This is a genomic window from Jatrophihabitans lederbergiae, from assembly GCF_031845305.1.
Taxonomy (GTDB): Bacteria; Actinomycetota; Actinomycetes; order Mycobacteriales; family Jatrophihabitantaceae; genus Jatrophihabitans_A; species Jatrophihabitans_A lederbergiae.
The window spans coordinates 97,435-116,893 of sequence record NZ_JAVREH010000002.1 but is presented as its reverse complement, the minus strand read 5'-3'; the positions used below and the strand labels follow the sequence as shown (position 1 = coordinate 116,893).

Genomic DNA, 19,459 nt, shown 5'->3' with positions numbered 1-19,459 from the left:
CTACTTACCCGTCTTTCCGGCCTTGCGACGGATGACCTCACCCTGGTACCGCACACCCTTGCCCTTGTAAGGGTCAGGCTTGCGCAGCTTCCGGATGTTAGCGGCCACTTCGCCGACTTTCTGCTTGTCAATGCCCTGAACCGCGAAGCGGGTGGGTGAATCGACTCTGAACGAAATCCCGTCGGGAGCCGTGATGACGACCGGGTGGCTGAACCCGAGAGCAAACTCGAGATCACTGCCCCTGGCCGCGACGCGGTAACCGGTGCCGACGATCTCGAGGTTCTTGACGTAGCCGTCGGTCACGCCGACGACCATGTTCGCGATCAGCGTGCGCGACAGGCCGTGCAGCGATTTGGACACGCGCTCGTCATCCGGGCGGACGACGTTCAGCGCGCCGTCCTCCTGGGCGACCGTGATCGGCTCCGCCACGACGTGCGACAGGCTGCCCTTGGGGCCGTTGACCGTGATGCTCTGGCCGTCGATCGCGACCTCGACACCACTGGGGACCGGGACCGGCAGCTTTCCGATGCGACTCATGCTGCGCTCCCTACCAGACGTAGGCGAGGACTTCCCCGCCTACTCCACGCTTGGCGGCCTGCCGGTCGGTGACGAGACCGGACGAGGACGAGATGATGGCAATACCGAGACCGCCGAGAACGCGCGGGAGTCCGGTGGACTTCGCGTATACCCGGAGGCCCGGCTTGGAGACCCGACGCACGCCGGCGATGCTTCGCTCGCGGTTCGGCCCGTACTTCAACGACAGTGTCAGCACCTTGCCGGGCAATTCGTCCGGAGCGTCGGTGATCTCGAAACCACCGATGTAACCCTGCTGCTGCAGGATCTCGGCGATGTGACCCTTGAGCTTGCTGTGCGGCATCACGACGGTGTCGTGGTAAGCCGAGTTGGCGTTGCGCAGGCGGGTAAGCATGTCGGCGATGGGGTCGGTCATCGTCATGAGACCGCCTCGCTTTCAAGGCCGGCGGGAAGCTGGGTCATGAGACGGCCTCGCTTTCAAGGCCGGCGGGAAGCTGGGTCATGAGACGGCCTCGCTTTCAAGGCCGGCGGGGAACAGAGTCACGGATTAGGTCTTACCTTTCTCGGAACGGTTCCATCAGGCCGGTACACCGGCGCAGGGCCTACCCCGAAGCGATTGACAACCAGACAAGTTTGCCTGATCGACTCCCGATTATGAAATCGGGCTTTTACCAGCTGGACTTCGTCACACCTGGGAGCTCGCCCGCGTGGGCCATCTCGCGGACGCAGATCCGGCAGAGTCCGAACTTCTTGAAGACGGCGTGCGCGCGACCGCACCGCTGACAGCGGGTGTAACCGCGGACGGCGAACTTCGGCTTTGCCGCGGCCTTGATCCTCAGCGAGGTCTTTGCCATGGGGGTCAGTTCTCCTTAAACGGAAAGCCGAGCGCCTTGAGCAGCGCGCGACCTTCGTCGTCGGTCTTGGCGGTGGTCACCACAGTGATGTCCATGCCGCGCGGGCGATCGATCGTGTCGGGGTCGATCTCGTGGAACATCGACTGCTCCGTCAGACCGAAGGTGTAGTTGCCGTTGCCATCGAACTGCTTCGGGGACAGGCCGCGGAAGTCACGGATGCGGGGCAGGGCCAGGCTGAGCAGCCGGTCCAGGAACTCCCACATCCGGTCGCCGCGCAGCGTGACCTTCGCGCCGATCGGCATGCCCTCACGCAGCTTGAACTGCGCGATCGACACCCGGGCGCGCTGGACCAGCGGCTTCTGGCCGGTGATCAGCGTCAGGTCACGGACCGCGCCGTCCATGAGCTTGGCGTCCTTGGCGGCCTGGCCGACACCCATGTTCACGACGATCTTGACCACACCGGGCACCTGCATGGGGTTGGAGTACGAGAACTCCCCCTGCATCGCCGGCATGATCTCTTCGCGGTAGCGAAGCTTCAAACGCGGTGCTGGCACCTGAGTAGCGGTGCTTGCCTCCGTCGTCATTACAGGTCCTTTCCGGTGCGACGCGACACGCGAACGTTGCGGCCGGTCTCTTCATCTCGGCGGTAGCCGACGCGAGTTGCCTGGCCGTCCACGACCACCATCACATTGCTGGCGTCGACCTTGGCCTCCTGGGTCACGATTCCGCCGGTCTGCGCGCCACGGGCGTTCGCGGCGACGGGGGTGTGCTTGGTAACCCGGTTGATACCTTCGACGAGGACCTTGTTCTCAGCAGGGAAAGCAGCGAGTACCTTACCCTTCTTGCCACGATCCTTGCCTGCGATGACGACGACCTCGTCGCCTTTCTTGATCTTCACTGTGCCACCTCGGTCTTCGCGCAAGCGCTCATCCCTGACTTCGCTCCGGTCCTCGGGCCGCAAGCGGCCTTGCGATCCTCGCTCATCACAGCACCTCCGGAGCCAACGAGATGATCTTCATGAACTTCTTGTCACGCAGCTCGCGGCCCACCGGGCCGAAGATGCGCGTTCCACGGGGCTCGCCATCGGCCCTGATCAGCACAGCCGCGTTCTCATCGAACTTGATGTAGGAGCCATCGGGACGTCGACGCTCCTTTACCGTACGAACGATGACGGCCTTGACCACGTCGCCCTTCTTGACGCCGGCACCGGGCAACGCATCCTTGACGGTTGCGACGATGGTGTCGCCGATGCCCGCATAGCGACGACCCGAGCCGCCCAGCACGCGGATGCACAAGATTTCCTTGGCCCCGGTGTTGTCGGCGACGCGCAGTCGCGACTCCTGCTGAATCACAGCCTTACTCCCAAATCCGTTTGGCTAACCGAGCCTTGGCACATGCCCGGCTCTTACTCTGCCTTCGGGCCCTATCTGAAAGAGCCAGAACGTCCTGCACTCCGACCGGGGTCAGAGACTACTTGGCCCGCTCGATGACCTCGACCACGCGCCAGCGCTTGGTGGCGGACAGTGGCCGCGTCTCCATCAGCAGCACGCGGTCCCCGATGCCGGCGGTGTTCGCCTCATCGTGAGCCTTCAACTTGTTCGTACGGCGGATGACCTTGCCGTACAACGGGTGCTTGACGCGGTCTTCGACGGCGACCACGACGGTCTTGTCCATCTTGTCGCTGACGACCAGGCCCTCACGGACCTTCCGGTCCGACGAGCGGCCGGTCGCGCCGGTCGATGCTTCTGCGGTCATGCCGAGTCTCCTTCAGGTGCGACCGACAAGCCGAGCTCCCGCTCGGTCTGGATCGTGAGGATCCGCGCGATGTCGTGGCGCACGACCCGCAGCCGCCGGTTGTTGTCCAGCTGTCCGGTAGCCATCTGGAAGCGCAGGTTGAACAGCTCTTCCCTGGCTTCGCGGTGCCGAGCGCGCAGCTCGTCGTCGTGGAGCTCGCGGAGCTCGTCGGTGTGGGCGTTCGACATCAGAACTCCTCCCGCTTCACGATGCGGCACTTCATCGGCAGTTTGTGGATGGCGCGGGTCAGCGCCTCTTTCGCGGTCTTCTCGTCCGGGTAGGACAGCTCGAAGAGGACCCGTCCCGGCTTGACGTTGGCGATCCACCATTCCGGAGAACCCTTACCGGAACCCATCCGGGTTTCGGCCGGCTTCTTCGTCAGCGGACGGTCCGGATAGATGTTGATCCAGACCTTGCCGCCACGCCGGATGTGCCGGTTGATCGCGATACGCGCCGACTCGATCTGACGGTTGGTGACGTAGGCCGGCTCGAGCGCCTGGACGCCGTACTCGCCGAAGGTGACACGGGTGCCACCCTTGGCCGCACCATTACGGTCCGGGTGGTGCTGCTTGCGGTGCTTAACCCGCCGTGGGATCAACATTTATCAGCCCTCAGTGGTTTCAGTGGTCGCCGGTGCTGCGGCGGTGTCGGTCACGGGGACCTCCGTCGCTCGGCCCTCGATTGCCAACGCGTCGACCACGGGCGCATCGACCGGCTCGGTGTCCTGCAGGGTGGTGGCCAGCGCGGGCGCCTGAGCGTCCGACGCACGATCGGTCTCGGTCGACACGCCGGTACCGGTGGTGCCCTGCGAACCCGAACGACGCGGGCGGGCGGGCCGGTCACGACGCTGGCGCAGCGCCTCGGCCGCGACAGCGGCCTCACGCTCGGTGCGCGATCCGGTGGGCACCTCGCCCTTGTAGATCCAGACCTTCACGCCGATGCGCCCGAAGGTGGTGCGCGCCTCGTAGAAGCCGTAGTCGATGTTCGCGCGGAGGGTGTGTAGCGGCACCCGACCTTCGCGGTAGAACTCCGACCGGCTCATCTCGGCGCCACCGAGGCGGCCCGAGCACTGCACCCGGATTCCCTTGACGCCCGGGCTCTTCAGCGTCGACTGCATGCTCTTGCGCATCGCGCGCCGGAAGCTCACGCGGTTGGAGAGCTGCTCGGCGACACCCTGGGCCACCAGCTGAGCGTCGGCCTCGGGGTTCTTCACCTCGAGGATGTTGAGCTGCACCTGCTTGCCGGTGAGCTTCTCCAGCTCGCCGCGGATGCGGTCGGCCTCGGCGCCGCGACGGCCGATGACGATGCCCGGACGCGCGGTGTGGATGTCGACGCGAACCCGGTCACGGGTGCGCTCGATCTCGACCTTGGCGATACCGGCCCGCTCCATGCCCTTGGACATCAGGCGACGGATGGCAACGTCTTCCTTGACGTACTCGGCATAGTTCTTATCGGCGAACCAACGGCTCTTCCAGTCGGTGGTGATGCCGAGGCGGAACCCGTTCGGGTTTACCTTCTGCCCCATTAGCGGGTGCTCCCCTTCTTGCCAGCGTTACGAGCAGACGGAACGGTTCGCGCTGCCCTTTCCACGCTCTCGACCTCGATGGTGATGTGGCTGGTCCGCTTGCGGATTCGGTAGGCCCGACCCTGCGCACGCGGTTGGAACCGCTTGAGGGTCGGTCCCTCGTCGACGAAGGCGCGCGACACGATCAGCGTCTCCGGGTCGAGGTCGAAGTTGTTCTCAGCGTTGGCGATCGCGGAGGCGAGAACCTTCGCCACCGGCTCGGATGCCGCCTGCGGGGCGAACTTCAACACCGCGAGCGCGTCCGAGGCCGGCTTGTTGCGAATCAGGTCAATGACGCGACGCGCCTTCATAGGCGTGACGTTGACCTGCGACGCCCGCGCGAAGGCGGTACGCACATCTGCGTCGGGTTCGTTGGCTGCCATCTGCGATATCCCTTAAATCTGCTGGTGTGTTCGGTCTTGAATCTGACGATGTGGCGGGAGAACTACCGGCGGGACCGGCGGTCGTCCTTGATGTGGCCTCGGAACGTCCGAGTGGGCGCGAACTCGCCGAGCTTGTGCCCGACCATGCCCTCGGTCACGAAGACCGGGACGTGCTTGCGACCGTCGTGCACCGCGATGGTGTGGCCGAGCATGTCCGGGATGATCGTCGAACGACGCGACCAGGTCTTGATCACGTTCTTACTGCCCTTGTCGTTCTGAACATCCACCTTCTTGAGCAGGTGGTCGTCGACGAACGGGCCCTTCTTGAGCGAGCGAGGCATGGCTGCTGGTCCTAACGCTTCTTGTTGGTCTTGCGGCGGCGGACGATGAGCGCGTCGCTCGCCTTGCGGGTGCGGGTACGGCCCTCGGGCTTACCGGCCGGGTTCACCGGGTGACGTCCACCGGACGTCTTGCCCTCACCACCACCGTGCGGGTGGTCAACCGGGTTCATGGCGACACCACGGACGGTCGGGCGCTTGCCCTTCCAGCGCATCCGGCCGGCCTTGCCCCAGTTGATGTTGCTCTGCTCGGCGTTACCGACCTCGCCGACGGTGGCGCGGCAGCGGACGTCGACGTTGCGGATCTCACCGGAGGGCATCCGCAACTGCGCGAACGGTCCGTCCTTGGCAACCAATTGCACGCTGGCGCCGGCCGAGCGGGCGATCTTCGCACCACCGCCGGGACGCAACTCGATAGCGTGCACCGTGGTACCGACCGGGATGTTGCGCAGCGGCAGCGCGTTGCCGGGCTTGATGTCAGCGCCGGGACCATTCTCGATCGCGTCGCCCTGCTTCAACGCACGGGGCGCGAGGATGTAGCGCTTCTCGCCATCGGCGTAGTGCAGCAGCGCGATACGAGCGGTGCGGTTCGGGTCGTACTCGATGTGCGCGACCTTGGCGGGCACGCCGTCCTTGTCGTTGCGACGGAAGTCGATGACCCGGTACGCGCGCTTGTGGCCACCACCCTGGTGGCGGGTGGTGATGCGTCCGGTGTTGTTACGACCGCCCTTGTTGTGCAGCGGCCGCACCAACGACTTCTCCGGCGTGGTCCTGGTGACCTCGACGAAGTCGGCGACACTGGAGCCACGACGACCAGGCGTTGTCGGCTTGTACTTGCGGATACCCATATCTAAGTCCGTTCCTGTCCCGTATCCCGCTAGGCCGCAGGTCCGCCGAAGACCTCGATACGGTCGCCCTCACGGAGGGTGACAACGGCACGCTTGATGCTCTTGCGCGTGCCGTATCCGAATCGGGTCCGCTTGCGCTTGCCCTGGCGATTGAGAGTGTTCACGTCCGTTACCTTGACGTTGAAAACCTTCTCGACAGCGATCTTGATCTGCGTCTTGTTGGCGTCCGGGTGGACGTCGAAGGTGTACTTGTTCTGGTCCAGCAGGCCGTAGCTCTTCTCCGAGATAACCGGAGCGATCAGCACGTCGCGGTGATCGTCAAACATCAGTTCGTATCCTCTTCGGTTGCCGCGCCCTCGACGCTGTCGGACAGCTCGGCCGAACTGGCGGCTCCCTTACTCGACTTGCCGCTGGCCGGTCCGGCCAGGAACGTCTGCAGCGCGTCAAGGGTGAAGACCACGTCGTCGGAGATCAGGACGTCGTAGGTGTTGAGCTGGCCCGGCTCGAGGACGTGGATGCCCGAGACGTTGCGCAGGCTCTTCCAGCTCAGCTCGTCCGAACGCTCGACGACCACGAGGATGTTCTTCGCGGTGCTGATCGAGGCCAGCGAGGCCGTGACCGACTTCGTGGAAGGCGCGTCACCGCTGAGCAGGGCAGAGGCCACGTGCACCCGACCGAAGCGCGCCCGGTCCGAAAGCGCACCGCGCAGTGCGGCCGCCTTCATCTTCTTGGGCGTCCGCTGGTCGTACTTGCGCGGCTGCGGCCCGTGCACGACGCCACCGCCGGCGAACTGAGGCGCACGCAGCGATCCCTGGCGGGCGCGGCCGGTGCCCTTCTGGCGGTACGGCTTCTTGCCGCCACCGCGAACCTCACCGCGGGTCTTGGTCGACGCGGTGCCCTGGCGCGCGGCGGCGAGCTGTGCGACGACGACCTGGTGGATCAGCGCGATGTTCGTGGGCACATCGAAGATCTCGGCGGGCAGCTCGACAGAGGTCGGCTGCGCGTCGGAATCCACGGGGTGGACGACATCAATGGTCAACGACATGGGGATCACGCCTCCTTCGCCGCGGACTTGACGGCGTTACGTACGACAACGATGCTTCCCTTGGATCCGGGAACGGCACCCTCGATGAGCAGCAAGCCACGCTCGAGGTCGACCCTGACGACCCGCAGGCTCTGCGTTGTCTGCTTGTCGACACCCATCCGACCGGCCATCCGCATGCCCTTGAACACGCGACCGGGCGTGGAACAGCCGCCGATCGAGCCAGGCTTGCGGTGGTTGCGGTGGGAGCCGTGGGAGGCGGACACGCCGTGGAAGCCGTGACGCTTCATGACGCCGGCGGTGCCCTTGCCCTTGGTCGTGCCCGTGACGTCGACCGACGCACCATCGGTGAAGACGTCCGCGCCGAACTCCTGTCCGACCTCGTAGCCCTCGATGGACGAGGTCCGCAGCTCGATCACGTGGCGCCGTGGCGTGACGCCGGCAGCCTGGAAGTGACCGGCCAGCGGCTTGGTCACCTTGCGCGGATCGATCTGGCCGTAGGCGATCTGGACAGCCGTATAGCCGTCCTTCTCCTGGGTCCGGATCTGGGTCACCACACACGGCCCCGCCTTCACGACGGTGACCGGGACGACCCGGTTGTTCGCGTCGAAGACCTGGGTCATGCCGAGCTTCTCGCCCAGAATGCCTCGGGTGGCTCTGCTCTGATTAGTCATGGTTTTTATTCTCGCTAACCGGTGCTACTGGATGTTGACGTCGACGCTGGCCGGCAGATCGATGCGCATGAGCGCGTCCACCGTCTTCGGCGTCGGGTCGAGAATGTCGATGAGACGCTTGTGGGTCCGCATCTCGAAGTGCTCGCGACTGTCCTTGTACTTGTGCGGCGACCGGATGACGCAGTACACGTTCTTCTCCGTCGGCAGCGGTACCGGACCGACGACGCGAGCGCCGGTGCGCGTCACGGTCTCGACGATCTTGCGCGCGCTGGCGTCAATGGCCTCGTGGTCATAGGCCTTGAGCCGAATGCGGATCTTTTGTCCAGCCATAGTGGCTTTCTCGTCCTCACTGTGGTGAATGGTGCTCGCGCCAGCGCTCGCACTAAGTCGATCTGGTGCTACAGGTTCAAGCTCGCGGTCCGTAGGACGGGCCGAAGCGGTCAAGCCGTTTCCGTACCAGGGCGGCCAGGTGGGAACACCCGGCCGCCCCGTCACGGAGCTGTCTTACTTGATGATCTTGGTGACCCGGCCGGCGCCGACGGTGCGGCCACCCTCTCGGATCGCGAACCGCAGACCCTCTTCCATGGCGATCGGCTGGATCAGCGCGACCGTCATCTCAGTGGTGTCACCGGGCATGACCATCTCGGTGCCCTCGGGCAGGGTCACCACGCCGGTCACGTCCGTGGTGCGGAAGTAGAACTGCGGCCGGTAGTTGTTGAAGAACGGCGTGTGACGGCCGCCCTCGTCCTTCGAGAGGATGTAGACGTTCGCCTCGAAGTCGGTGTGCGGAGTGGTCGTGCCCGGCTTGATGATGACCTGGCCGCGCTCGACGTCCTCGCGCTTGATACCGCGGAGGAGCAGCCCGACGTTCTCGCCGGCCTGACCCTCGTCCAGCAGCTTCCGGAACATCTCGATGCCGGTGACCGTGGTGGTGGTCTTGCCTTCCTTGATCCCGATGATGTCGACGGTTTCGTTGACCTTCAGGACACCACGCTCGATGCGGCCGGTGACGACGGTTCCACGACCGGTGATCGTGAAGACGTCCTCGACGGGCATCAGGAACGGCTTCTCGATCTCGCGAACCGGCTGCGGGATCGACTCGTCGACCGAACTCATCAGTTCGAGGATCTTCTCGGCCCACTCAGGGTCACCCTCGAGCGCCTTGAGTGCGGACACCCGGACGATCGGGGCGTCGTCGCCCGGGAACTCGTACTGGTTCAGCAGTTCGCGAACCTCGAGCTCAACAAGCTCCAGGATCTCTTCATCATCGACCATGTCGGCCTTGTTCAGCGCGACAACGATGTACGGGACACCGACCTGACGCGCGAGCAGCACGTGCTCCTTGGTCTGCGGCATCGGGCCGTCGGTCGCCGCGACCACCAGGATCGCGCCGTCCATCTGCGCGGCACCCGTGATCATGTTCTTGATGTAGTCGGCGTGCCCGGGGCAGTCGACGTGCGCGTAGTGCCGCGCCTCGGTCTGGTACTCGATATGCGCGATCGAGATGGTGATACCGCGCTGACGCTCTTCGGGTGCCTTGTCGATCTGATCGAACGCCTGGGTGGCAGGGTTCAGCACCGGGTACTTGTCGTGCAGGGTACGGGAGATGGCAGCGGTCAGCGTCGTCTTGCCATGGTCGATGTGACCGATGGTGCCGATGTTGACATGCGGCTTGGTCCGCTCGAACTTCGCCTTCGCCACTGTGTTTCCTCTTTCTTTGGTCGGGCTGTTGCCGTCTAGTTGGTCTTGGAGGTAATGCTGGTGGTACCGGGTGACACCCGACTACGCGCCGGTCGCCTTCGCGATGATTTCCTTCGCCACATTGCTTGGAACCTCGGCGTAGGAGTCGAACTGCATCGAGTAGTTCGCCCGGCCCTGCGTCTTGGAGCGCAGGTCACCGACATAACCGAACATCTCCGACAGCGGAACAAGTGCCCGGACCACTCGTGCTCCCGAACGCTCTTCCATTGCCTGGATCTGGCCACGCCGCGAGTTGAGGTCGCCGATCACATCGCCCATGTTCTCTTCGGGCGTGGTGACCTCGACCGCCATCATCGGCTCGAGCAGAACCGGGTCAGCTTTGCGAGCAGCTGACTTGAACACCATCGAGCCGGCGATCTTGAACGCCATCTCGGAGGAGTCCACATCGTGGTACCCACCGTCGGTCAGCGTGAATTTCACGCCGACCAGCGGGTAACCGGCCAGGATGCCGTACTGCATGGCCTCCTGTGCGCCTTGATCGACCGACGGAATGAATTCCTTCGGGATGCGACCACCGGTGACGGCGTTGACGAACTCGTAGGTCGGACCGTCGGCGGTCATGGGCAGCGGCTCGAGCCGGACCTGCACCTTCGCGAACTGGCCGGAGCCACCGGTCTGCTTCTTGTACGTCAGGTCCTCGCGCTCGACGACGCGGCGGACGGTCTCGCGGTAGGCCACCTGCGGCTTGCCGACGTTCGCTTCGACCTTGAATTCACGGCGCATCCGGTCGACAAGGATCTCGAGGTGAAGCTCACCCATGCCCTTGATGATCGTCTGGCCGGTCTCTTCGTCGTTCTGCACCTGAAAGGTGGGGTCTTCTTCCGCGAGCTTCTGGATCGCGGTCCCCAGCTTCTCCTGGTCGCTCTTCGTCTTCGGCTCGATGGCCACCGAGATGACCGGAGCCGGGAACGTCATCGACTCGAGGATGATCGGCTTCGATGGATCCGACAGCGTGTCACCCGTGGTGGTCTGCTTCAACCCGGCAACGGCGATGATGTCGCCAGCACCGGCGCGGGGAAGCTCCTCGCGCTTGTTGGCGTGCATCTGGTAGATCTTGCCGATGCGCTCCTTGCGGTCCTTGGTGGAGTTCAGGACCTGCGCGCCGTTCTCGACGACACCGGAGTAGATCCGGACGTAGGTGAGCTTGCCGAGGTGCGGGTCGGTCGCGATCTTGAAGGCCAGTGCGGACAGCGGCTCGGCCTCGTCCGTCTTACGGGTCGCGACGGTCTCGCCGTCCATCAGCGTGCCCTCGATGTGGTCCACGTCCAGCGGAGACGGCAGGAAGTCGATCACCGCATCCAGCATCGGCTGGACACCCTTGTTCTTGAAGGCAGAACCGGTCAGCACCGGGTTCAACTTGTCAGCAATCGTTGCGCGCCGGATGGCGGCCTTGAGCTGCGGGACCGTCAGCTCTTCATCGCTGAGGTACGCCTCGGCGATCTCGTCGTCCACGTCCGACAGCGTCTCGAGCATCTTCTCGTGCCACTCGGCGGCCTGGTCGGCGAGGTCCGCGGGAATCTCCTCGATCGCGAACTCTTCACCCAGCGCCGTCTCGCCACGCCAGGTCAGCGCGCGCATCTCGATCAGGTCGACGACGCCGACGAAGTCGCCCTCGTTGCCGATCGGAATCTGCAGTACGAGCGGCGTGGCGTTCAGCCGGTCGATCATCATCTGTACGCAGCGGAAGAAATCCGCCCCGGTGCGGTCGAGCTTGTTGACGAAGCACATCCGAGGAACGTTGTACTTGTCGGCCTGCCGCCAGACGTTCTCGGTCTGAGGCTCGACGCCGGCGACTCCGTCGTACACCGCGACGGCGCCATCGAGAACGCGCAGCGAGCGCTCCACCTCTACGGTGAAGTCCACGTGCCCGGGCGTGTCGATGATGTTGATCGCGTGGTTCTTCCAGGTGCACTTCGTCGCGGCAGACGTGATCGTGATGCCGCGCTCCTGCTCCTGCTCCATCCAGTCCATGGTGGCCGCGCCATCGTGGACTTCACCGATCTTGTAGTTGATGCCGGTGTAGAAGAGAATTCGCTCGGTCGTCGTCGTCTTGCCCGCGTCGATGTGCGCCATGATCCCGATGTTGCGGGTCCTGGCGAGCTCAACGTTGTTGGCCATCATTCCTTCTTCGTCTGATTGCTGAACCGATTCGCTGCCCCGGTCGACTGATCGGGTCTGCTTGGTTTAACTACTTGCTTCGTTCAACTACTGGCCAGGTGCGCGCTGTTCCCAGCGCGACGCGCTACCAGCGGTAGTGCGCGAAGGCCTTGTTCGACTCGGCCATCTTGTGGGTGTCCTCACGACGCTTGACGCTGGCGCCGAGGCCGTTGCTCGCGTCGAGCAATTCGTTCATCAGACGCTCGGTCATCGTCTTCTCGCGACGGGCGCGGGAGTAGCCCACCAGCCACCGCAACGCGAGAGTGGTCTGGCGAGGAGTGCGGACCTCGACCGGAACCTGGTAGGTCGCGCCACCTACGCGGCGGCTACGCACCTCCAGCGTCGGCTTGACGTTGTCCAGCGCGCGCTTGAGGGTGACAACCGGGTCGGTGCCGTTCTTCTCGCGGCAGCCCTCGAGGGCGCCGTAGACGATGCTCTCGGCGGTCGACCGCTTGCCGGCGATCAGGATCTTGTTGACCAGCTGAGTGACCAGCGGCGAAGCGTACACCGGGTCGACCACGAGGGGACGACGCGGAGGCGGGCCCTTACGAGGCATTAGCTCTTCTCCTTCTTCGCGCCGTAGCGGCTACGCGACTGCTTGCGGCTGCGGACACCCTGGGTGTCCAGCGAGCCACGAATGATCTTGTAACGAACACCGGGCAGGTCCTTCACACGGCCGCCACGCACAAGCACGATCGAGTGCTCCTGCAGGTTGTGACCGACCCCGGGGATGTACGCGGTGACCTCGATGCCACTGGTAAGCCGGACGCGCGCCACCTTGCGCAACGCAGAGTTCGGCTTCTTGGGCGTGGTCGTATAGACACGCGTGCAGACACCACGTCGCTGCGGAGAGCCTTTCAGCGCCGGGGTCTTGGTCTTCCCGATCTTGTCCTGCCGGCCCTTGCGGACCAGTTGCTGGATCGTAGGCATGCGGCCTGCAATCTCCTCATTCGTCTGCGGTACGTCGAAGGTAGAGGCTCGGCGCGCTGGCTCGATCCCAGCGACGTCCGACAGTCTCTGCCCGGCAACGTGTCTGCTCTGCTGTTGTCACCCTCCGGTCCCCGAGGTCGGGCGTGTCGCCCAGTCCCAGGGTCTTCCAGCGAGAATCTCGCCAGCTTCACCGGATGGCCCCGGTTCGTCAGCGGCTCGTGGACCAGCAGCCGCCCGCGACGGACACGGGTAAACGCCCGGAGGCTCCGGGCACAAGGTCAAACAATACCGGTGCCCGCCCTGGTATCAAAATCGGGCAAGCAACCGGCCGTACGGAATCAGTCTAGCGCCGGACGGCCTTGATCAATTCCGCCTGGTGGTCGACCGCCCACTGCCTCGCGCGGCTGGTTCTCGCCGCCACACCCGCCCAATACTCGCGGAACCCCGGGTGTCCCGCGCTGGCCGCGTCGGTGACGATCCGGTAGGTCCAGTCGTGGTTGTCCACCAGAGACTCGGCCACCGCGACGCGCCCCGCCCGGTTGAGGCCGTAGGCGTCGAGCAGCATCACCAGCCGGTCGTAGCGCCGCTCAGGCCCCTGCACGAAGCCGTCCGGGAGGTCGGCGTCGGCAACCAGTGGGCACCAGCACCGCGCGACGGTGGCCAGGTCCCACACCACGCCGCTGGGACCGGCAAGGTCGAAGTCGATCAAGCCCACCGCCCGCTCCCCGTCGAACACGATATTGCCGGGGTGCAGATCGTTGTGACCGACCAGTCCGTCGCTGTACGCCGGCGGCACCGGCCGGGGCCAGTGGTGCGGGCCCCCGTCGAAGCCCCGCACCGCGTCATGGAAGCGGCGGACCAGAACGGCCACGCTGACCAGGCTGGCGTCACTGAGGGACCAGCCTGGCAGCGGGTTGCGGGCGGCGACCCCGGGAATCCAGGACAGCATTTCCATTCGGTCGTCGGCGGACAGCAACCTGGGCGCGCCGTCGAAGCCCGCGCGGCTCAGGTGACGCAGCAGCGCGTGGGTAGCAGGGCTGTGCGGGGTGACCGGTCGGCGCACGGCGGCGCCGAGCCGGAAGACCTGGCCACGGTTGGCAACTCCACCGCCGAGTGACACCGGCCGCCCGAGCGGGCTCAACGGCTCAACTAGGCGCCACTCGCTCCAGGGCCGGTGCGCCGGCTGACCGTGGCATGTCGAGAACTGCCCTGGCGAGGCTGGCATGGGTGATGAGCCCATTCACCACACCTCCGTTCAGCGCCGACCAGACCGCCCGGCTCTTCGCTGTTCCGTAGGCAACTGCGAGAACCGTCGGAATGCCGGTCAGCACTCGCGCCCGAGTCACAATCATCCTCTCGTCCAGGGCAGTTTGGCGAGCGATTCCGCCCTCGTCCAGAAATACCCCCGATACCTCCGCACGCACGCCCCACGCGCTCACGCTCTCTCGGTCCTCGACGTCCAGAGCGTCATAGATGCTGGACAGCCCGGGTGCCCAGCATCCGATACCCACCATCGCGATGGTCACCGATCCGGGTCGCTGCCCGTACCAGGTCGAGCAGGTCATCGCCGCCGGGCCGGGACAGCGCACCGGTCATCTGCACGATGGAGCAGGCCGGAAAGGTGGTCAGGCTGCGCGCCAATCCGGACAGACCGCGCGACCAGGCGATGCCGATCACGTCCGAGGCCTCGGACGTGATCGGCGATCGCTTCACCGGCGGCCTCGCCCAGCCGCTGGCGCAATGAACTGTCGCTGTCGTCGGGAAAGTCGTACACGAACGCGTGCCGCAGCTGTTCGCCGATGGCGTGATCGATCCGGCCGTCTTCATCTCCGATCGGCTGCCGCTGGCTGACTATTCGGTCGCTGCGGAGCGGTTCGCGGCCGGGATCGGACGCAAGATCCAGATCGTGCCATGACTGTGGAAGGCCCGGATTGCACGGCTGTATCAGGGTGCCCGCCACAGAATCGCGACTCTGGCACATGGAAGTTGCACAGCTCCCGGCTATCCGTGCTACGGTTTTCCCTGGTTGTAGTTGCAGTGTTCCACGATCGTTTCTTTGAACGCCCGCGGGTTGCTCGCAGCGGGCGTTTTGTTTTACCCCAGCTGAACGGCGGGGCGACTAACGACAACCCGGAGGTCACACGGTGTGCCCTTCGAACCGCATTTAGCAAGGAGAAAGACATGGCACAGGGAACCGTCAAGTGGTTCAACAGCGAAAAGGGCTTCGGCTTCATCGCTCCGGACGGCGACGGACCGGACGTTTTCGTCCACTACTCAGCGATCGCCAGCGATGGCTACCGCAGCCTGGATGAGAACCAGCGCGTCGAGTTCGAGACCACTCAGGGCCAGAAGGGCCCGCAGGCGGAGAACGTTCGCCCGCTGTAAGCCTCACGCTTGACAGAAGGGTCGTACCCCGCGGGGTGCGGCCCTTCTGTCGTTTCCGGAGCTGGTCGCCGCGGGTTGGTATGCCGTGCGGCCACCATGGCGGCCAGACGGCATACCAACCCGCTCCCCAGTCAACAGAGCCGGCAGGGACAGCAGAACGGGCCGGGAAACCCTGAGGTTCCCGGCCCGTTGCCGTGTCCGGGCGCTAGCCCGACTGCTGTTTAGCGGAAGTCGTTGTACCCGAAGTCCTCGAGTGCAACGGCCTGACCGCCGGCCTGACCGAAGCCGTAGTAGTCGCTCTCGTCGTAACCAGCCATGCTGAAGGCTGCAGCACGCGCTTCCTCAGTGGGATTGACCTCGACGTTGCGGTACTTGGCGATGCCAGTACCCGCCGGGATCAGCTTTCCGATGATCACGTTCTCCTTCAGCCCCACCAGCGAGTCGCTCTTCGCCGAGATCGCCGCGTCGGTGAGGACGCGGGTCGTCTCCTGGAAGGACGCTGCCGACAGCCACGACTCGGTGGCCAGCGACGCCTTGGTGATACCCATCAACACCGGACGACCGGAGGCAGGCTCGCCACCCTCAGCGACGACCCGACGGTTCTCGGCCTCGAACTTGGCGCGCTCGATGAGCGAACCCGGCAGGAACTCGGTAGCACCCGACTCGATCACCGTGATGCGCTTGAGCATCTGGCGGATGATCACCTCGATGTGCTTGTCGTGGATCGCGACGCCCTGGCTGCGGTAGACCTCCTGGACCTCACGCACCAAGTGCAGCTGCACCTCACGCGGGCCCATGATGCGCAGCACGTCGTGTGGGTTGACCGCACCGGCGACGAGCTGCTGGCCCACCTCGACCCGGTCGCCGTCGGCCACCAGGAGCCGGGCACGCCGCAGGATCGGGTACTCGATCTCTTCGCTGCCGTCATCCGGGGTCACGACCAGCTTGCGGCCGGAGCCCTTGCCGGTGCCCTCGACGTCTTCCATCCGAACCCGTCCGGTTGCCTCGCTGATCGGCGCGACACCCTTCGGAACCCGAGCCTCGAAGAGCTCGGCAACACGCGGCAGACCATGCGTGATGTCGTCACCGGCGATACCGCCGGTGTGGAAGGTGCGCATCGTCAGCTGGGTTCCGGGCTCACCGATCGACTGGGCCGCGATGATGCCGACAGCCTCGCCGACGTCCACCAGCTTGCCAGTGGCCAGCGAACGTCCGTAACAACGGGCGCAGGTGCCCAGTGCGGACTCGCAGGTCAGCACGCTGCGCACCCGAACCTCGGACACGCCGCGGGCAACCAGCTCGTCGATGAGAACGTCACCGAGATCGTCATTGCCCCGTGCCACGACGGCACCGTCTGCCTCGACGTCCTCGGCAAGCACCCGGGCATACGCGCTGGTCTCAGCGTGGCTGTCCTTGAGGAGCTTGCCATCGGGGCCGGCGGCGGCGATCGTCAGCTTGACGCCACGCTCGGTGCCACAGTCCTCTTCACGGACGATGACGTCCTGCGAGACGTCCACCAGACGACGGGTCAGGTAGCCCGAGTCGGCGGTACGCAGTGCGGTGTCGGCCAGGCCCTTTCGAGCACCGTGGGTCGAGATGAAGTACTCCAGCACCGACAGGCCCTCACGGAAGTTGGCCTTGATCGGACGCGGGATGATCTCGCCCTTGGGGTTGGCCACCAGACCACGCATCGCGGCGATCTGACGCATCTGCATCATGTTTCCGCGGGCGCCCGAGTTCACCATGATGTACACCGGGTTGGTCTTCGGGAAGTTGGCTTCCATCTCTTTCGAGACTTCGCTGGTCGCCTTGGTCCAGACCTCGACGAGCTCCTGACGACGCTCGTCGACGGTGATGACACCACGCCGGTACTGCTTCTCGATCTTCTCGGCGTCCGCCTCGTACCGCTCGAGGATCTCCGCCTTGCGGGGCGGGGTGACCACGTCGTCGATGGCGATGGTGATGCCAGACCGGGTGGCCCAGTGGAAACCGGCAGCCTTGAGGTTGTCCAGCGCGTGGGCAACCGCAACCTTGGGGTACCGCTCGGCCAGGTCGTTGACGATCTGCCCGAGTTCCTTCTTGGTCACCTCGTAGTTCACGAAGCGGTAGTCCGAAGGAAGCGTGTCGTTGAAGATCGTCCGGCCGAGGGTGGTCTCGACGAGCAACTGCTCGCCGGGAGTCCAATCCTCCGGAGCAACCCATGGCTCCGCACTGGCAGAACCGCCGTTGTCGACACTGGTGATGCCCTGCAGCCGGATCTTGACCGGAGCCTGCAGTCCCAGAGCCTTGGCATCGCGGGCCATGATGCCCTCGGCAGCCGAGGCGTAGGCCTGGCCGGCTCCGAGCTGGTCCGGACGCAGGGTCGTCAGGTGGTACAGGCCCAGGATCATGTCCTGGGTCGGCATGGTCACCGGACGGCCGTCAGCCGGCTTGAGGATGTTGTTCGTCGACAGCATCAGCACGCGGGCCTCAGCCTGGGCCTCGGCCGACAGCGGCAGGTGGACAGCCATCTGGTCACCGTCGAAGTCCGCGTTGAACGCGGTGCAGACGAGCGGGTGGATCTGGATGGCCTTGCCCTCGACCAGCTGGGGCTCGAAGGCCTGGATGCCGAGACGGTGCAGGGTGGGCGCCCGGTTCAACAGCACCGGGTGCTCGCGGATGACCTCTTCGAGGACGTCCCACACCACCGGACGCGCGCGCTCGACCATCCGCTTGGCGGACTTGATGTTCTGCGCGTGCGACAGGTCGACCAGGCGCTTCATGACGAAGGGCTTGAACAGCTCCAGCGCCATCTGCTTGGGCAGGCCGCACTGGTGCAGCTTGAGCTGCGGGCCGACGACGATGACCGAACGGCCGGAGTAGTCGACGCGCTTGCCGAGCAGGTTCTGACGGAACCGGCCCTGCTTGCCCTTGAGCAGGTCGGACAGCGACTTCAGCGGCCGGTTGCCCGGACCGGTGACGGGACGCCCACGACGGCCGTTGTCGAACAGCGCGTCCACCGACTCCTGCAGCATCCGCTTCTCGTTGTTCACGATGATCTCGGGCGCGCCGAGGTCGATCAGTCGCTTGAGGCGGTTGTTGCGGTTGATGACCCGGCGGTACAGGTCGTTCAGGTCGGAGGTGGCGAACCGGCCACCGTCGAGCTGCACCATCGGGCGCAGGTCCGGCGGGATGACCGGCACGCAGTCCAGCACCATGCCCTGCGGCGAGTTGGTGGTGTTCAGGAAGGACGCGACGACCCGTAGCCGCTTGAGTGCACGGATCTTCTTCTGGCCCTTGCCGGAGCGGATGGTCTCGCGCAGCGACTCGGCCTCGGCGTCGAGGTCGAAGCCGGCGATGAGGGTCTGCAGGGACTCAGCGCCCATGCCGCCCTCGAAGTACTCGCCGAACCGGTCGCGTAGCTCGCGGTAGAGCATCTCGTCGGAGATGAGCTGCTTCACGTCGAGCTTGCGGAAGGTGTCCATCACCTCGTCGAGGCGATCGATCTCGCGCTGGGCCCGATCACGCAGCTGACGCATCTCGCGCTCGCCGCCCTCGCGGACCTTGCGCCGGACGTCGCTCTTGGCACCTTCTGCCTCGAGCTCGGCCAGGTCGGCTTCGAGCTTCTTGGCGCGGGCGTCGATGTCGGAGTCGCGGCGCTTCTCCAGCGTGGACTTCTCGGCCGAGATCTCGGCCTCGAGGGTCGGCAGATCGCGGTGCCGGGTCTCGGTGTCCACCTTGGTGATCAGGTAGGCAGCGAAGTAGATGATCTTCTCGAGGTCCTTGGGTGCCAGGTCGAGCAGGTAGCCCAGCCGGGACGGAACACCCTTGAAGTACCAGATGTGGGTCACCGGTGCGGCGAGCTCGATGTGGCCCATCCGCTCGCGACGCACCTTGGCGCGAGTGACCTCGACGCCGCAGCGCTCGCAGATGATGCCCTTGAAGCGGACGCGCTTGTACTTACCGCAGTAGCACTCCCAGTCGCGGGTGGGACCGAAGATCTTCTCGCAGAACAGGCCGTCCTTCTCAGGCTTGAGAGTCCGGTAGTTGATGGTTTCGGGCTTCTTGACCTCGCCGTGGGACCACTGACGGATGTCGTCAGCAGTGGCGAGGCCGATACGCAGCTCGTCGAAGACGTTGACGTCGAGCACGTGGAACCTTCTCTTTCCTTCGGATTGTCTAACGGAGTTGGCCGGCGGGCTGGCCGGCTGGTTCG

Annotated in this window: 26 protein-coding genes and 1 pseudogene; 2 read left to right on the top strand and 25 right to left on the bottom strand. The window is 65.1% G+C overall.

Translation table 11 applies throughout. The annotated features are described in order from the left end of the window. From rplF to RM423_RS01945, 24 genes are all read right to left on the bottom strand, one after another. Window positions 1-537: a 50S ribosomal protein L6 gene (gene rplF / locus RM423_RS02060; RefSeq protein ID WP_311421329.1), complete on the bottom strand. Its 537-nt coding sequence runs from the start codon at window positions 535-537 to the stop codon at window positions 1-3. A gap of 10 nt (window positions 538-547) precedes the next feature. Beyond that, a complete protein-coding gene (gene rpsH, locus RM423_RS02055) occupies window positions 548-955 on the bottom strand; it encodes a 30S ribosomal protein S8 (RefSeq protein ID WP_311421328.1) in 408 nt (135 codons plus the stop codon). Between the two features lie 247 nt (window positions 956-1,202). Next, window positions 1,203-1,388, bottom strand: coding sequence for a type Z 30S ribosomal protein S14 (locus RM423_RS02050; protein ID WP_311421327.1), 186 nt, complete (start codon window positions 1,386-1,388; stop codon window positions 1,203-1,205). 5 nt (window positions 1,389-1,393) lie between these two features. Further along, a complete protein-coding gene (rplE, locus tag RM423_RS02045; RefSeq protein WP_311421326.1) occupies window positions 1,394-1,972 on the bottom strand; it encodes a 50S ribosomal protein L5 in 579 nt (192 codons plus the stop codon). Then, window positions 1,972-2,286 (bottom strand): 50S ribosomal protein L24, encoded by a 315-nt coding sequence (gene rplX, locus RM423_RS02040; protein ID WP_311421325.1) that lies wholly within the window; start codon window positions 2,284-2,286, stop codon window positions 1,972-1,974. Before rplX ends, rplE begins: the two co-directional genes overlap by 1 nt. A gap of 85 nt (window positions 2,287-2,371) precedes the next feature. Then, window positions 2,372-2,740 carry a 50S ribosomal protein L14 gene (gene rplN, locus RM423_RS02035; protein ID WP_311421324.1) on the bottom strand — a complete coding sequence of 123 codons (369 nt, stop codon included), beginning with the start codon at window positions 2,738-2,740 and terminating at the stop codon, window positions 2,372-2,374. A gap of 118 nt (window positions 2,741-2,858) precedes the next feature. After that, on the bottom strand, window positions 2,859-3,143 hold the full coding sequence (gene rpsQ, locus RM423_RS02030; RefSeq protein WP_311421323.1) for a 30S ribosomal protein S17: 285 nt from the start codon (window positions 3,141-3,143) through the stop codon (window positions 2,859-2,861). After that, complete coding sequence (gene rpmC / locus RM423_RS02025) at window positions 3,140-3,370, bottom strand: 50S ribosomal protein L29 (protein WP_311421322.1); 231 nt, start codon at window positions 3,368-3,370, stop codon at window positions 3,140-3,142. Before rpmC ends, rpsQ begins: the two co-directional genes overlap by 4 nt. Then, entirely contained in the window at window positions 3,370-3,783 is a 414-nt protein-coding gene (gene rplP / locus RM423_RS02020) for a 50S ribosomal protein L16 (protein WP_311421321.1), read from the bottom strand. The genes rpmC and rplP overlap by 1 nt, the downstream gene beginning before the upstream one ends. A 3-nt stretch (window positions 3,784-3,786) precedes the next feature. After that, window positions 3,787-4,707 (bottom strand): 30S ribosomal protein S3, encoded by a 921-nt coding sequence (gene rpsC, locus RM423_RS02015; RefSeq protein ID WP_396327560.1) that lies wholly within the window; start codon window positions 4,705-4,707, stop codon window positions 3,787-3,789. Further along, window positions 4,707-5,129, bottom strand: coding sequence for a 50S ribosomal protein L22 (rplV, locus tag RM423_RS02010; protein WP_311421320.1), 423 nt, complete (start codon window positions 5,127-5,129; stop codon window positions 4,707-4,709). The genes rpsC and rplV overlap by 1 nt, the downstream gene beginning before the upstream one ends. A 62-nt stretch (window positions 5,130-5,191) precedes the next feature. Further along, window positions 5,192-5,470 carry a 30S ribosomal protein S19 gene (rpsS, locus tag RM423_RS02005; RefSeq protein WP_311421319.1) on the bottom strand — a complete coding sequence of 93 codons (279 nt, stop codon included), beginning with the start codon at window positions 5,468-5,470 and terminating at the stop codon, window positions 5,192-5,194. An 11-nt stretch (window positions 5,471-5,481) separates the two neighbouring features. After that, complete coding sequence (gene rplB, locus RM423_RS02000; protein ID WP_311421318.1) at window positions 5,482-6,315, bottom strand: 50S ribosomal protein L2; 834 nt, start codon at window positions 6,313-6,315, stop codon at window positions 5,482-5,484. 29 nt (window positions 6,316-6,344) lie between these two features. Continuing rightward, a complete protein-coding gene (gene rplW / locus RM423_RS01995) occupies window positions 6,345-6,641 on the bottom strand; it encodes a 50S ribosomal protein L23 (RefSeq protein WP_311421317.1) in 297 nt (98 codons plus the stop codon). Then, on the bottom strand, window positions 6,641-7,360 hold the full coding sequence (rplD, locus tag RM423_RS01990) for a 50S ribosomal protein L4 (protein WP_311421316.1): 720 nt from the start codon (window positions 7,358-7,360) through the stop codon (window positions 6,641-6,643). The genes rplW and rplD overlap by 1 nt, the downstream gene beginning before the upstream one ends. Before the next feature lie 5 nt (window positions 7,361-7,365). Continuing rightward, window positions 7,366-8,031 carry a 50S ribosomal protein L3 gene (rplC, locus tag RM423_RS01985; protein ID WP_311421315.1) on the bottom strand — a complete coding sequence of 222 codons (666 nt, stop codon included), beginning with the start codon at window positions 8,029-8,031 and terminating at the stop codon, window positions 7,366-7,368. Window positions 8,032-8,055: 24 nt separating this feature from the next. Beyond that, window positions 8,056-8,361, bottom strand: a complete 306-nt coding sequence (gene rpsJ, locus RM423_RS01980) for a 30S ribosomal protein S10 (protein ID WP_003938093.1) — start codon at window positions 8,359-8,361, stop codon at window positions 8,056-8,058. A 174-nt stretch (window positions 8,362-8,535) separates the two neighbouring features. Continuing rightward, window positions 8,536-9,732, bottom strand: coding sequence for an elongation factor Tu (gene tuf, locus RM423_RS01975; protein ID WP_311421314.1), 1,197 nt, complete (start codon window positions 9,730-9,732; stop codon window positions 8,536-8,538). 81 nt (window positions 9,733-9,813) lie between these two features. After that, complete coding sequence (gene fusA, locus RM423_RS01970; RefSeq protein ID WP_311421313.1) at window positions 9,814-11,910, bottom strand: elongation factor G; 2,097 nt, start codon at window positions 11,908-11,910, stop codon at window positions 9,814-9,816. Window positions 11,911-12,034: 124 nt separating this feature from the next. Then, window positions 12,035-12,505 (bottom strand): 30S ribosomal protein S7, encoded by a 471-nt coding sequence (rpsG, locus tag RM423_RS01965; protein ID WP_311421312.1) that lies wholly within the window; start codon window positions 12,503-12,505, stop codon window positions 12,035-12,037. Then, entirely contained in the window at window positions 12,505-12,879 is a 375-nt protein-coding gene (rpsL, locus tag RM423_RS01960) for a 30S ribosomal protein S12 (RefSeq protein ID WP_311421311.1), read from the bottom strand. Before rpsL ends, rpsG begins: the two co-directional genes overlap by 1 nt. A 343-nt stretch (window positions 12,880-13,222) precedes the next feature. Further along, complete coding sequence (locus RM423_RS01955) at window positions 13,223-14,020, bottom strand: phosphotransferase enzyme family protein (protein WP_311421310.1); 798 nt, start codon at window positions 14,018-14,020, stop codon at window positions 13,223-13,225. Window positions 14,021-14,024: 4 nt separating this feature from the next. Continuing rightward, window positions 14,025-14,390, bottom strand: a complete 366-nt coding sequence (locus RM423_RS01950) for a sugar-binding domain-containing protein (RefSeq protein WP_311421309.1) — start codon at window positions 14,388-14,390, stop codon at window positions 14,025-14,027. Further along, window positions 14,347-14,592, bottom strand: coding sequence for a sugar-binding transcriptional regulator (locus tag RM423_RS01945; RefSeq protein ID WP_311421308.1), 246 nt, complete (start codon window positions 14,590-14,592; stop codon window positions 14,347-14,349). Before RM423_RS01945 ends, RM423_RS01950 begins: the two co-directional genes overlap by 44 nt. A 58-nt stretch (window positions 14,593-14,650) precedes the next feature. Here RM423_RS01945 and RM423_RS01940 point away from each other — a divergent pair. Together RM423_RS01940 and RM423_RS01935 are read left to right on the top strand one after the other, a co-directional pair. Next, window positions 14,651-14,794: pseudogene (locus RM423_RS01940) on the top strand (alcohol dehydrogenase); the annotation flags it as partial. A 266-nt stretch (window positions 14,795-15,060) separates the two neighbouring features. Further along, window positions 15,061-15,264, top strand: coding sequence for a cold-shock protein (locus RM423_RS01935; RefSeq protein ID WP_311421306.1), 204 nt, complete (start codon window positions 15,061-15,063; stop codon window positions 15,262-15,264). A gap of 221 nt (window positions 15,265-15,485) precedes the next feature. On the opposite strand, the gene RM423_RS01930 is transcribed toward RM423_RS01935, so the two are convergent. Then, on the bottom strand, window positions 15,486-19,394 hold the full coding sequence (locus RM423_RS01930; protein WP_311421305.1) for a DNA-directed RNA polymerase subunit beta': 3,909 nt from the start codon (window positions 19,392-19,394) through the stop codon (window positions 15,486-15,488). Window positions 19,395-19,459 lie beyond the last annotated feature (65 nt).

What these genes read in the sequence shown, in the direction of transcription:
- rplF (WP_311421329.1), bottom strand. Translation starts at nt 537, where the DNA reads ATGAGTCGCATCGGAAAGCTGCCGGTCCCGGTCCCCAGTGGTGTCGAG.
- rpsH (WP_311421328.1), bottom strand. Translation starts at nt 955, where the DNA reads ATGACGATGACCGACCCCATCGCCGACATGCTTACCCGCCTGCGCAAC.
- RM423_RS02050 (WP_311421327.1), bottom strand. Translation starts at nt 1,388, where the DNA reads ATGGCAAAGACCTCGCTGAGGATCAAGGCCGCGGCAAAGCCGAAGTTC.
- rplE (WP_311421326.1), bottom strand. Translation starts at nt 1,972, where the DNA reads ATGACGACGGAGGCAAGCACCGCTACTCAGGTGCCAGCACCGCGTTTG.
- rpsQ (WP_311421323.1), bottom strand. Translation starts at nt 3,143, where the DNA reads ATGACCGCAGAAGCATCGACCGGCGCGACCGGCCGCTCGTCGGACCGG.
- rpmC (WP_311421322.1), bottom strand. Translation starts at nt 3,370, where the DNA reads ATGTCGAACGCCCACACCGACGAGCTCCGCGAGCTCCACGACGACGAG.
- rplP (WP_311421321.1), bottom strand. Translation starts at nt 3,783, where the DNA reads ATGTTGATCCCACGGCGGGTTAAGCACCGCAAGCAGCACCACCCGGAC.
- rpsC (WP_396327560.1), bottom strand. Translation starts at nt 4,707, where the DNA reads ATGGGGCAGAAGGTAAACCCGAACGGGTTCCGCCTCGGCATCACCACC.
- rplV (WP_311421320.1), bottom strand. Translation starts at nt 5,129, where the DNA reads ATGGCAGCCAACGAACCCGACGCAGATGTGCGTACCGCCTTCGCGCGG.
- rpsS (WP_311421319.1), bottom strand. Translation starts at nt 5,470, where the DNA reads ATGCCTCGCTCGCTCAAGAAGGGCCCGTTCGTCGACGACCACCTGCTC.
- rplB (WP_311421318.1), bottom strand. Translation starts at nt 6,315, where the DNA reads ATGGGTATCCGCAAGTACAAGCCGACAACGCCTGGTCGTCGTGGCTCC.
- rplW (WP_311421317.1), bottom strand. Translation starts at nt 6,641, where the DNA reads ATGTTTGACGATCACCGCGACGTGCTGATCGCTCCGGTTATCTCGGAG.
- rplD (WP_311421316.1), bottom strand. Translation starts at nt 7,360, where the DNA reads ATGTCGTTGACCATTGATGTCGTCCACCCCGTGGATTCCGACGCGCAG.
- rplC (WP_311421315.1), bottom strand. Translation starts at nt 8,031, where the DNA reads ATGACTAATCAGAGCAGAGCCACCCGAGGCATTCTGGGCGAGAAGCTC.
- rpsJ (WP_003938093.1), bottom strand. Translation starts at nt 8,361, where the DNA reads ATGGCTGGACAAAAGATCCGCATTCGGCTCAAGGCCTATGACCACGAG.
- fusA (WP_311421313.1), bottom strand. Translation starts at nt 11,910, where the DNA reads ATGGCCAACAACGTTGAGCTCGCCAGGACCCGCAACATCGGGATCATG.
- rpsG (WP_311421312.1), bottom strand. Translation starts at nt 12,505, where the DNA reads ATGCCTCGTAAGGGCCCGCCTCCGCGTCGTCCCCTCGTGGTCGACCCG.
- rpsL (WP_311421311.1), bottom strand. Translation starts at nt 12,879, where the DNA reads ATGCCTACGATCCAGCAACTGGTCCGCAAGGGCCGGCAGGACAAGATC.
- RM423_RS01935 (WP_311421306.1), top strand. Translation starts at nt 15,061, where the DNA reads ATGGCACAGGGAACCGTCAAGTGGTTCAACAGCGAAAAGGGCTTCGGC.